We start from the raw sequence: 12,307 nt of genomic DNA on the forward strand, positions 1-12,307 counted from the left end.
GCACGCCGTCGGTGTGGCGAGAGACACACTGGCGTGCGTTCGGGATAAAGTTCTGGGGAAGGACCTCCCTGCGATTCAGCGACGGCTAGGCGTGGGGTACCGATGGTCCCAAACCGGCGCGTCCCTGAAGGCTGGACAATGCGTTTGCCATCGGCTCGGTCTCGTCGCGTCCCACCACCTCGTCCGTCCAATCGAGTTCGGCATTTCCAAGCAGATCGTCAACGACGTGCGAAGGGAGCGGATCGGTGGAGACTCGTTTTTTCATTGTCACCATATCAGCCGATGGGGCGTCGACGACGTCATCCGATGGCTGATCGAACGTTGCCGACTGATTACCCAGCCAATCCGACACCGCTGTCGCGAAGTTGTCCGTCGTTGCTCGAACTCGTGTCGATGACGTTGTCGAGCTTGCGATTCCCGCCCCTGTCCCTCCACCAGCCGATGTCCACCCGGCGGCGGCATAGGCGACGGAATTTAAGGTGCTGGCCTTGCCGATCGAATCACTCGCTGTCGCTTGCCCGACGGTCCCGCCGGCAAGCAACTCCCTTATTTCAGACGAAGTGAGCTGTGGGTTGGCCGACAACGTCAGCGCGGCCACGCCGGCCACATGCGGGCTGGCCATGCTGGTGCCACTGAGCGAACGGTAGCCGCCGCCGACATAGGTGCCGTAAACACGCACGCCCGGCGCGTCGACTTGAACGGCTCCGCTGCCGCCGACGTCGTTGCTGAAACCGGCTATGCGACCGTCAACGTCGTAGGCCCCGACCGACAGTACGCCGGTCGATGCGGCGCTGTGTCGCGCCGGGTAACTGGGGTTGGCCGCCGACTCGTTCCCCGCTGCGGCGATCACCAACGCTCCCAGCGAGATGGCGTAGTCGATCGCAGCGGCGATCCGTGAACTGGCGCCGCCGCCCAGGCTGAGGTTGATGATTTGTGCGCCGAGGTCAGCCGCATAGCGAATCCCGGCGGCAACGCCGGCATCCGATCCGCTGCCGGAATCATTCAACACGCGGACGGGCAGGATCTTGGCATCCGGTGCAACACCGGTCACGCCAAATCCGTTGTCACCGGCCGCGATCGTGCCGGCAACGTGCGTCCCATGACCGTTGCCGTCATCGGCCCAAGCGTCGCCGCCGACAAAGTCATAGCCCGAGACGTCGTCGATGAAACCGTTGCCGTCATCGTCGATCCCGTTGCCGGCGATCTCGTCGGTGTTGACGTACAGGCTGTTGACCAAGTCCGGGTGGTCAAGGTCGACGCCGGTGTCGATCACGGCCACCGTGACCCCTTGTCCTCGGTATCCGGCCGCCCACGATTCCGGCGCCCCGACGGCATTCAGATTCCAGTCCTGGTTGCCGCCGAAGTAGGCCACGTCCGCGAGCGGCGAAACCGTGGTCGGCTGCGCGGGTGAGTCGGTCGGCTGCGCGGGTGGGGCCGCAACCGGTGCCGGTTGATGCCTCTGTGCGTCCACGGTCAACCGATAGGAGATGTTTCGATAATCGACCGCGGAAATCGCGATGTAAAACTCGCCCGCCGGAAGTGACCCCGAAAGCGATTCGCTGCGACCGGATGAACGAGTCGAGGATCCGATGACGTTGCCGCTGCGATCGAGTACATACAGATCGGCATCACGATTGAGTTGGTCCAACGTGATGCGGACGCTCGCTTCCGAAACGACTTCGAATCGAACCACGTCGATGCGGTCCAACCAGCTGAGACTTCCGGATCGCCGGATTGTGCCGTCGACGGAGCCTAAGTCGGCCGCCGTCCGCATCGTTTCACCAGCCGCATCGGAGGCGTTGTAGTTGACAGCAATGTCTAGCGTGCTTTGAGCAACGCTTTCGATCGCTGGGGGGCTGTCGATCCGATCTGCGGCCACCGACTGGGCCACCGATTGGGCCACCGGCAAGGCGTCGCCGGCAAGCAGTCGGCGCGTTTCGAGGGATTCAACCCCGAGCCGTCGGCGACTGGAAAAATGAACACCACCACGAAATCCTTTTCGTCGACGCATCACACATCCATCACGCACAGAGCGGTTCGCAAAACACACGGACTCGGCGAGCCCGCGGCGACGGTATCAAAACCGCAGGGCCGGGTCAGCTTCAGTTTTCGAGGTGTTGGTTGTGGGGAGCTGGGTTGGTCAAAAAATGGGTTGGTCAAAAAATGGGGGGCAGAAGATGGGGCGTAGGATTGGAGGCCGGGGACGAAGGGGGATGGAAAGTCGGGGCGGGAACATTTTTTGACCAAGAATTCCCCCGGGCCTACCTCCGAATTGATACTCCATAGCCGCCGCGATTATTGCCCAGGTCGTCCAGGTGATCGTTGACCCGAAACAATAACCAGCAATGCTTGTCGATGACCAATTCGACGTCCGATTCAACGCTCTGGATCATCAACGGATCAAGCTGCTGTGCCTCGTCGGTTTTGTTGGGTAAGACGCAAACCAATAATTGGCCGATCGGCCGCTCGTTGGCGTAATGGATCGTGACTCCGGGGGGCTCGCTGATCCACGGTTTCGGATCGTCATCCAGACTGCATCGTCCCTCGGCGGAGATCTTGACTCGCATGCCGGGGGCGAATCGGACGCCGACGCTTTGCCAGCCCTGGTCGGCCGCAATCGTATTCTCAAGCGTGTTTCCTCGCCACAATTTGTCGCTCATCGCCAAATCGATGCGTTCACGCGACCAATCGAATCCGTAATCGATCGTGTGCGTCAAGATTCGCCAGCGCGCTTGGACGATCGGCCATTGTCGTGCCAACCGGCGTTTAAATGCGCTGGTAAAGGCGACCGTTCGTACGCTGCCGTTGCGTGCTTCGGCCAACACCGCCGGTCGATAATCGGGATACTCGGTCAACAACATTGCCGCGACCCAGCTCCAGCCGTACGATTCGACATCGCTTTTCAAATCCGGTGGGTACTGCAGCACGGCATCGAGTGTCGGGATGCGGTGTTCCTCGCGGCGCTGCGACAACAGTTTGAACCGCCCCCAGTAGGGGACCGCTTGGCGTGATTCCGGCACCACGTTGACTAGGACTTGCTTGCCCGTGCCGTGGTGAACCCCCAACATTTCCGCCAGCCCCTCGGCAAACCATGACGGTCCGGTGCCGTCAAACAACTCGATCGCCAACGCGTGTACGCCTTCGTGCAGCAACAGGTGGCGGGTGTAGTAGTCGCTCTTTTGCCGCAACGCCCAAATGTTGGAATCGATGGCATAGCCGAAGGGGAAACGAAGGTCCGGCGGCAGATCTCCGCTGTCGCGAAACCGCTGCGGATCGGACATCACGAACGCGTCGACCCGCCAGCGATCCAACGCCCCCGGTGTCAGCTGCCAGAACCGCTCCCATTGGGGGACCGCGGCATCGAAGGCGTCGACCAACTCGAGCAGCGACTCGCGCGAACCGGAATCCGATTTCAGCACGATGTGCTTGCCTTCGACCGTCTGCATCTCGGCCCGTTGCATTGCAGGCGTTTGTGCCGACCCTTCGGCGGGATTCAACGCCGCGATGCCGATCCAACCGATCAGTGATAGAATGCGGCGACACCCAGAAGCATTCAATTGCTTCCTGAAGACGTACTTCGCGGCACCGCAGAGCGCGGACACGAAACGCCAACCGAATTTGTTCGAACTGTTGTTGATAGATGAGACCATTGCTTCATTCTAACCTGCACGCCACGAAACGACGATTCGCCCCTGGATTGCGATCCGCCGGGATCCGTTGGTGCCTTTTGCTGTGTCCAATACTATTGGTCACGGCGGGCTGTGTCCCCAAAGCCGAACGGGACGTGGTGGTCTATTCGGCGCTGGACGAGCAGTTTGCGACACCGATCTTTGCCGCCTATGAACGAAGTGTGGACCACGAGACGGGGATCGTGGCCAAGTTTGACGTGGAATCGACAAAAACAGTCGGCCTGGTCAACCAGATTCTCGCCGAGCAGAATTCTCCGGTTTGTGATGTGTTCTGGAACAACGAGATCATGCACACCGTCCGGTTGCAAAAGCTGGGGCTGTTGAAACCGCGAACCTGGTCGGTCGCACCGGGGTGGCCGAGCGACATGATCGCCAGCGATGGGACTTGGTGTGGCTTCGCCGCCCGCGCCCGCGTGTTGCTGGTCAACACCGACAAGATTCCCTCCAAAGACGACTATCCGACCAGCGTGGCGGATTTGGTGGATCCGAAATGGAAGCACAACTGCGCGATGGCGCGACCGTTGTTCGGCACCACCGCGACGCACTTTGCCGTGCTCCGTGTCCGTGACGGTCATGATGAAACGCTGGACTTCTTGCGCCAGATTCACGACAACGCCGTGGTGCTTTCGGGCAACAAGCAAGTCGCCCTGGCCGTCTCCTCCGGCGAAGTCGCCTGGGGACTGACCGACACCGACGACGCGATCATCGAAAAGGACCAATTGCGCAAGGTCGCGATCGTGTTTCCGGATCAACAGCCCGACCAGCCGGGGACGCTGCGGATCCCCAACACGTTGGCGATCCTGAAGGACGCGCCCAACCCGGTCGCCGCCGAATCACTGGCCGATTACCTGGTGTCCGCCCAAACCGAAGACCGGTTGGCGATGGGCGACAGCAGCCAATTGCCGATCAGCCGTGACAGCGAGTACCGCCCCCGCGTGATGCCGCGCGATCCGGTGCGTTGGATGAAGGTCGATTTCGAAGCCGCCGCCGAAAGCTGGGACGCCTGGGCCAAAGAGGTGATGGCGGTGTTTCCCGATTGATCATGTGGGATAGGCTTCCAGCCTGTCGATCAATCTCTGTCGTACACGCGACTCCGTTTGAATCCTTTCCGGTGAGAGTCACTGGTTGAGTGCCATCTGCACGACGTTGGTGACAATTCTTGCGGCGTCTTCGGTCCCGTAGCCGGGGCACTGGACGGAGTTCTGACTCTCGAGGGCGCAACTGATGTCCAGCGGTGAAAACACGACCGCCACCACCTCGTCGACTTCGGCGTATTCCAAAATCGGCGGCGAGGTCTGGCGGCGGATTTGTTGACCGCTGGCGCCGCGGCCGATGCGTCGAATCGTCACCGATCGAAGGTCGTAACCGTAGTACTGGGTGGACAGCATCGGGTGATCCGAGGGCATCGATTGCAGCGAGTTCTGGCCCAGCACCGCGGCGAACTCGCGGCGAAACGCGCGGGCAAAGGATTCGTCGCCACAGATCGCGGTGCCCAAGATCACTCCGCCACGCTCGACGAATTGCCGCAGCACGTCGCGTTGGCCGGATGACAACACAAAGTCGCGTCGACCGTGGACCCACAACACCGCGACGTCCGCGAGCGTTTGCTCGTCAAAGGCGACGGGGTTTTCGGGCACGCTGATCGCGACCTGTGTTTGCTTGCGAATGATGGTCGACGCGTTGGGCAGCGCGCGGCGTGCGTCTTCGCCGCCGGCTCCGACATCCAGCCGCGCGATCCGTGTCGTCCCCCGCTCGCTCGATTCCACGCCGTCGGCCTGCAGCACGATCTGGGCGTCCAATTTGTCTTTCAGTTCTCGCCCCGTCGCATAAGCGATGATGTTTTGGCCGATGCGGATCGAATGATCGATCTGGCGGCGAACCGGATCGTCGGGGTCGCCGCGGTGAAACAGTCGGTCGCCCAATTCCCAGCGACACGTCAGGCTTTGCGGCACGTAAAACACTGCGGTCCGGCAGCACGCTTGGACACCATAGACCCAAAACCCGTTGGGCATCGCGCCGATATCGACGTTCCGCTCCGCATTCCAAACCGGATGGGAAGTCGGCAGACGTTCCAGCGGCGCACCGGGATACCACTCGGCACACAGGTTTGCGACGCTGTTTTGAAAATTTGCGGCATTCCCACAACCGCTGTCACCGCTGGCGTCAAAGACGATCGTGCCGCCCTGGTCGACATAGTCTTTCAGCAAGTCGCTTTCGTTGGCATCCAGCGAAAGGGCTTGTTTGCCGCTGATCACCAACACGGGGGTTTGCAGCAGGTCGACCAGCGAGGCGTCGTCCAGCCGCACGGTTTGCCAAGTCAAATCGCGTCCCCAGCCGCGTTCGACGTGTCGCACGAGTTGACGCAAGGCATCGGGGTGCGGTTGCCATTCGGATTGTCCGGCACGATCACGCTGCAATTGCCCGACGACGACTTGACGTTTGCCTTTGGAAAGAAACAGCAGCGCGAACGAGGTGGCGACGGTGGGACGTTCCCATTGTCCGCCTTCCCAGAATCCTTGAAAGTCATCCTGTTGCGCGATCAATCGTTCGGCACCTTCGCGATACCAATCGTGACCGCCAAAGAAACGACGCCCGGAAAGTCGTCCGGTGCGTTCGACGGCGTAGAGATAGTAGTAGTAGGTGTCGGCACTGCCGCCGGGATTGACATCGACACTGAATCGCTGGGCCAGCCAATCGATGCCGCGCGCGATCGGGTCGTCCTCGGTCGCTTCACCGCCGCAACATTCAATCTTGCCGTCGGTGACCGATGAACTGACGTTGCCCAGCCGACCGTTGGCGATGATCAATGACGCGATGCCCGCACAGGTCATGCTTCCCGTCGCCGAGCTGCCTCCGTAACCCCAACCCCCGTTAGGTTTTTGCTGCAGTTCCCAGTAGTCGATCGCTTGCTCAAACACCTTCGGGTCGACCGCCACGCCACGGTCCTGGGCGGCTCCGAGAGCCAACAACGCAAACTGTGCATTGGAGGGGTCGCCGCCGAATTGGCGTTTCCCGCCGTAGCTCCAGGCCCCGATGGCGGTTTGGGATTCGGTCAACCAGGTCACGTTGTTGCGAATCCGCGGCAGATCACTGGCCGATCCGTGTTGGCAAAACACCAGCGTTTGCAGCGCCACCGAATAGGTGCTTTCGGCAACCGTGGCCCGTAAATACGTCATCGCCCGCTTGATCGCCGGGTCGTCACGCGAGACGCCGGCGTTCAGAAGCGCGAGCGTGCACAGCGACGAAAGCCCGCACGATTGGCCCTGAAACTCATCCCAGCCGCCACGTTCGCCCTGTGTGCTGCGAAGATAGGTAATCCCGCGATCGATCGCGCGATTGACCGCCGCGGCATCCACGTCGGCGTGAACCGGTGCGGGGACCGTCCAAAATGCGACAACGACGGAAAAAACTAGCGTGATGCGGCCAAACAATCGGTGGTCCCCCTTTCCAGTAACCTGTCCCACCATCTTACACTGATGCATCAGCGTGGGCGATGCCGCCGGTAGTCGCCACCACGTGACTCGCGAGAGACGTCGATTGTATGACTGCAAGATTTGGCAAACGACTGAGATTCTCTCCCTCTGGGAGAGACGGCGTTTGCGCAGCAAGCAAACGCCAGAGAGGGCTCACGGCTTGCGAAAGTCTTGGCGACTTCCGCTACGATCAAATCCGTCGCTCAAACAATCGACGTCCCAAGCAAGAGCCGCCTGATTCGACCCCCGTCCCCTTTTGGCCCGTCCCCTTTGCAAGGTAGCTGCCCTATCGTGAGCGCCCCGACTCCACCCAATCCGCCGGCCGCCAAACCCGGCGGTCAACCCGGACGTAACCTCGGCGATGTCCTGCGTGAATTCTCCGATCACCAGTCGACGATCCGTAGCGAATTGTCCAAGGTCATCGTCGGACAATCCGAAACGATCGAGCAATTGCTGGCGGCGATCTACACCCGCGGACACTGCTTGCTCGAAGGCGTCCCGGGATTGGCCAAAACGTTGATCGTCAGCACGCTGGCCAGCATCCTGGATGTCAGCTTCAAACGCATCCAGTTCACCCCCGACCTGATGCCTTCGGATATCACCGGCACGCAAGTCTTGGAGGAGGACGAACACGGTAAACGCAGCTTCCGATTCGTCGAAGGCCCGATTTTTGCCAACATCTTGTTGGCCGACGAAATCAACCGCACCCCGCCCAAGACGCAAGCCGCCTTGCTCGAGGCGATGCAGGAACGCCAGGTCACCGTGGGACGCGAAACCTATGCCTTGCCGAAACCGTTTTTCACCATTGCGACCCAAAACCCGATCGAGCAAGAAGGGACCTACCCGCTGCCGGAAGCCCAGCTCGACCGGTTCATGTTCAATATCAAATTGGACTACCCCTCGGCGGCCGAAGAAGAACAGATCCTGACGACGACGACGCGTGGGGAGTCCGCCACCGTCAACAAGGTCTTGTCCGCCCGTGCGATTCTGAACGTCCAGCAATTGGTCACCAGCGTCGCGGTCAACCCCTTTGTCATCAAGTATGTCGCCAGCATCGTCCGCGCCACGCGGCCGTCGGATGACACCGCGCCGGAGTACATTCGCGACCTGGTCGATTTCGGCGCCGGGCCGCGGGCCGGACAGAACCTGATCGCCGGCGCCAAGGCGATCGCGGCGATGGAAGGCCGGTTTAGTGTCGACGTCAACGACGTCCGGCGGATCGCTTTGCCGGTCTTGCGGCACCGCATTGGGACCAATTTCCAAGCCACCGCCGACGGCATGGACAGCGACGCGCTGGTGACGCGACTGCTTGAAGATATCCAGCCGCCGCAACCGGAAAAAATGGCCAAATGAGCTCGTTGCTCTCGCCCGAAGCACTGCAAGGTATCAAACGCCTGGACCTTCGCGCCCGGATGGTCGTGCGTGGGTTTCTGCAAGGGCTGCACAGCAGTCCCTTTCATGGTTTTTCCGTCCAGTTCAGCGAGCATCGACGCTACAACCGCGGTGACGACCCCAAACTGATCGACTGGTTGGTCTATGCCAAGACCGACAAGTACTTTGTCAAACGATTTGAATCGGAAACCAACCTGGTCGGCTACCTGGTCATCGACCTGTCTAAATCGATGGGGTTCACCGAAAGCCAATCGATGACGAAGTTCGAGTACGTGACCTGTTTGGCCGCCGCGCTGACGTACTTGATGATCATGCAACAAGACCCGGTCGGCTTGATCACGTTTGACGAAAAACTGCATGCGTCCCTGCCCGCTCGCTCGCGTCGCGGGCATTTGGGCGACGTCATCGCAAGGCTTTCGAACCTGAAGCCCGCCGGGGCGACCGACGTCCCCGCCGCGTTGACTCAGGTGGCCGCCATGCTGAAGCAGCACTCGCTGGTGATGCTGTTTAGCGATTTGTGGCCGGCCGATGATGGCGAAAAAACGTGGCTGGAACAAATCGCCGACGTCGTCTCTTCGCTGGCAAGACTGCGGCACGCCGGGCATGATGTGATCGTCTTTCATGTCCTCGATGCGGCCGAGGTCGAATTCCCCTACGAAGGCCCGGTGCAGTTTACCGATTCCGAATCCGGACAATCCGTCTCCGTCGACGCCTCCGGGTTCCGCGATGATTACTTGGCCGCGCTGGCCGAATTCCGTGACGCCTTCCGTGATGGCTGTAATCAACTGCAGATCGACTATGTCCCGCTGGATACCAGCATGCCGTTTGATACCGCGCTGACGGAGTATTTAATGCAGCGGCAAGGGCGGTTCTAGTGGGGCAGGATGATGGTGGCAAAACGATGGGGGCAAAACGATGGTGGGCAGAATGTTGGGGGGCAGAATGATGGGGGGCAGAATGTTGGGGGGCAGAATGTTGGGAGAGGTGGATGATGGGAGGTGCGACTTGGTGAGTCGATTCGGGTGGCTCTGCTTGATTGTTTTGCCCCCATCGTTTTGCCCCTTCTCCTGCCCATCGGCGATTGTTTGCCGTCACCTTGTTCGACCGAATATGATGTGACCCTCCCCCCCCCCTCATCATTCTGCCCCGTATCATTCTGCCATCCTCCATGATCCCATCGTCCACGCTCGGTCGAACGTTCCGGCCAGCCATCCTGGCCCTGCTGTTGGTCGGATTTTCCACGCACCCTGCCGCCGCAGGATCCCCCAACGTGCTGTTCATCGCCGTCGATGACTTGGCATCGACGCTGGGGTGTTATGGCGACCCGATCGCCAAAACGCCGAACATCGATCGGCTGGCGGCATCCGGCGTGTGTTTCTTAAACGCGTACAACCAACTGCCGCTTTGTAACCCCACGCGGGCGTCGGTTATGACCGGGCGTCGGCCGGATGAAATCGGCGTGTATGATTTGGACCGCCACTTTCGCGACCAACTGCCCGATGTGGTCACGCTGCCCCAGGCATTCCAACAGCGAGACTATCTGGCGGCACGCGTGGGCAAGATCTATCACTACAACGTTCCCGCATCGATCGGAACCGATGGGTTCGATGATCCGCCGTCGTGGAACCTGACCGTCAATCCGAAAGGTCGCGACAAAAGCGACGAGGCGTTGATCTTTAACGCCGAGCCGCACCGAAAGATCAGTGCGGCATTGTCGTGGCTGGCGGCCGACGGCCGCGATGAAGAGCAGACCGATGGGATGATCGCCAGCGAAGCGATCAAGTTGATGGAAGCCCACCGTGATGAACCTTTCTTCGTGGGCGTCGGGTTCTTCCGTCCCCACACCCCTTACGTGGCGCCCAAAAAATACTTTGATCTGTATCCGCTGGAAACGATCGCGCTGCCGTACGCACCGCCGGGGGATCGAGACGACATTCCCGCCGCTGCCTTCGCGCACAATTGTCCGATCCCGAATTACAACTTGGATCCGCTGACGTTGCGCCGCGCCACCCAGGCCTATTACGCCTGTGTTTCATTTGTCGACGCCCAGGTAGGGCGGCTGCTTGATGCGCTCGAGCGTTTGGAGTTGGCTGACAACACGATCGTCGTGTTCTGGAGTGACCACGGTTACCACCTGGGCGAACACAACGGCATCTGGCAGAAACGCACGCTGTTCGAGCAATCGGCCAAGTCACCACTGATCATTCGCGTTCCCGGTGCGGCGGGCAACGGCCAAGCTTGTCGACGGATCGTCGAGTTCGTGGACATCTATCCCACCGTGGTCGGCGCGGCGGGGTTTGAAGGGCCACCGGATCTTGCCGGCCGTGACTTGGCAACGTTGCTGAAAGATCCGCTGGCGGATTGGAATGGCCAGGCGATCACTCAAGTCTTGCGGCCTGCCGATGATCGATTGGAAACACAAGTGATGGGATGCAGCATTCGCACCCGGCGGTATCGCTATACCGAATGGGCCGAAGGGGCACAGGGCGTTGAACTGTACGATCATCACGCCGACCCGCTGGAATTTGACAACCTGGCGATCGAGCCCGATGCCAGGCACCAGGCGGTGATCGAATCACTGCGCGACCAGCTGCGCAAGAAAGCCAGCGGCAAGATCCCGCGGGTGCCGGTCAACCCGGCCCGGTTGTAAAGTGGGATAGGCTTTTGCAGACCCGAGAGTCGCCGTGTTCTCCGAACTCGGTGGACCGAGAAAGCGAAGCTTTACCCCGCGCCGACCTCGGAGAGGACGGCGACTGTCCAGCCAATCGAAAACGAAGCTGCGGTAAACCCCCCGGCCCCATCGACCGGATCAGCGCGGTGCGGGCGGGGTGAATAGATTCGTCGGTTTGGTGATAGTCGGCGCGACACCGGGGCTGTGTGAATCGAGCCGCAGGCCGCCCGGCGGTTTGGCAGGTTTGCCGGCCGGAAAGACCACGTCATGCAGACTGCCCAGGATCACCACCCGCGTCATCTCCGCGGTGCTCCGCACATTCAGTTGACGGTATGCTTTTTGACGTTCCCGTTCGATCGTCTTGACCGACACCTTTAACTTTGTTGCGATCTGTTTGTTCGGAGCGCCTTCGACGACGTAGTCAACGATTTGACGTTGGCGGTCCGGCAGTCCTTGATACAGTCGATGGCAACGCAGGACATCGAACTGATGCTCGACCAGCGTGCTCAGGCTGACCGCATGTTGGATCGTCTCGATGATCTCGGGGATTTCCATCGAGTTGATGGCGACGACGTGGGCGATCCGCGCGACGGCTTCCGAGGCCGCCATGCCGCTGGAGTCATCCAACACCAACACGACCGGCGCGACCACGTTCTTTTCAAATAACAGCTGCTCGATGCTGGTCCATTGTTGGATCCGCGGATCATAGTCCAATAAGACACACGCCACTTCGTTGTCGGCGGCCGCTTGATTGATCAGCGAAGTGATCGAAGAGGACGTTTGGAAGCGACAGTTCTCCGCCTGTGCTGCCTGGGCGACCTTCGAGAGCCAGCCGGCGTCCTTGCTTGCCGCATACACGACCGGCCGGGGAGTTGGTGTCAGACCCATCGGGGTTTCGTTGTGGTTCAGCATCGTTTCGCCTTCGTTGGTTGGCGTCGTCGGGGGGCGGCGGAAAACAGTCACAACCGCGTCAGGATTTTTCTCATCACCTGTTGCATCGGCTTGTATGAGCGTTCGCCCTCACCAACCGCGAGGGCGTTTACTACGCGGGTGTTCGCCACGCACGCGCAGAAAACGCAGCG

Annotated in this window: 8 protein-coding genes; 4 read left to right on the forward strand and 4 right to left on the reverse strand. The window is 60.5% G+C overall.

The window, feature by feature from the left end; translation table 11 throughout:
• Window positions 1-85: 85 nt before the first annotated feature.
• Complete coding sequence (locus tag H1B37_RS00515) at window positions 86-2,011, reverse strand: S8 family serine peptidase (protein WP_182864652.1); 1,926 nt, start codon at window positions 2,009-2,011, stop codon at window positions 86-88.
• 250 nt (window positions 2,012-2,261) lie between these two features.
• Entirely contained in the window at window positions 2,262-3,650 is a 1,389-nt protein-coding gene (locus H1B37_RS00520) for a hypothetical protein (protein ID WP_182864653.1), read from the reverse strand.
• Between H1B37_RS00520 and H1B37_RS00525 the strand changes: the two genes are divergently transcribed.
• A complete protein-coding gene (locus H1B37_RS00525) occupies window positions 3,641-4,729 on the forward strand; it encodes an extracellular solute-binding protein (protein WP_182864654.1) in 1,089 nt (362 codons plus the stop codon). The genes H1B37_RS00520 and H1B37_RS00525 overlap by 10 nt on opposite strands.
• A gap of 78 nt (window positions 4,730-4,807) precedes the next feature.
• Here the strand turns inward: H1B37_RS00525 and H1B37_RS00530 are convergent, their stop codons facing one another.
• The gene (locus H1B37_RS00530; RefSeq protein ID WP_286177251.1) at window positions 4,808-7,120 is read right to left on the reverse strand and encodes a DUF4159 domain-containing protein; all 2,313 of its coding nucleotides are present in this window, start codon (window positions 7,118-7,120) and stop codon (window positions 4,808-4,810) included.
• Window positions 7,121-7,528: 408 nt separating this feature from the next.
• Here H1B37_RS00530 and H1B37_RS00535 point away from each other — a divergent pair, with 408 nt between their 5' ends.
• The 3 genes from H1B37_RS00535 to H1B37_RS00545 all read left to right on the forward strand — a co-directional run bounded on the left by H1B37_RS00535 (window position 7,529) and on the right by H1B37_RS00545 (window position 11,204).
• Window positions 7,529-8,515: an AAA family ATPase gene (locus H1B37_RS00535; protein WP_286177290.1), complete on the forward strand. Its 987-nt coding sequence runs from the start codon at window positions 7,529-7,531 to the stop codon at window positions 8,513-8,515.
• Window positions 8,512-9,429 carry a DUF58 domain-containing protein gene (locus tag H1B37_RS00540; protein ID WP_182864657.1) on the forward strand — a complete coding sequence of 306 codons (918 nt, stop codon included), beginning with the start codon at window positions 8,512-8,514 and terminating at the stop codon, window positions 9,427-9,429. Before H1B37_RS00535 ends, H1B37_RS00540 begins: the two co-directional genes overlap by 4 nt.
• A 293-nt stretch (window positions 9,430-9,722) precedes the next feature.
• A complete protein-coding gene (locus H1B37_RS00545) occupies window positions 9,723-11,204 on the forward strand; it encodes a sulfatase (RefSeq protein WP_182864658.1) in 1,482 nt (493 codons plus the stop codon).
• Window positions 11,205-11,363: 159 nt separating this feature from the next.
• Here the strand turns inward: H1B37_RS00545 and H1B37_RS00550 are convergent, their stop codons facing one another.
• The gene (locus H1B37_RS00550) at window positions 11,364-12,137 is read right to left on the reverse strand and encodes a LuxR C-terminal-related transcriptional regulator (protein ID WP_182864659.1); all 774 of its coding nucleotides are present in this window, start codon (window positions 12,135-12,137) and stop codon (window positions 11,364-11,366) included.
• Window positions 12,138-12,307: the final 170 nt, after the last annotated feature.

The sequence above is a fragment of the Stieleria mannarensis genome (genome assembly GCF_014154935.1).
Taxonomy (GTDB): domain Bacteria; phylum Planctomycetota; class Planctomycetia; order Pirellulales; family Pirellulaceae; genus Stieleria; species Stieleria mannarensis.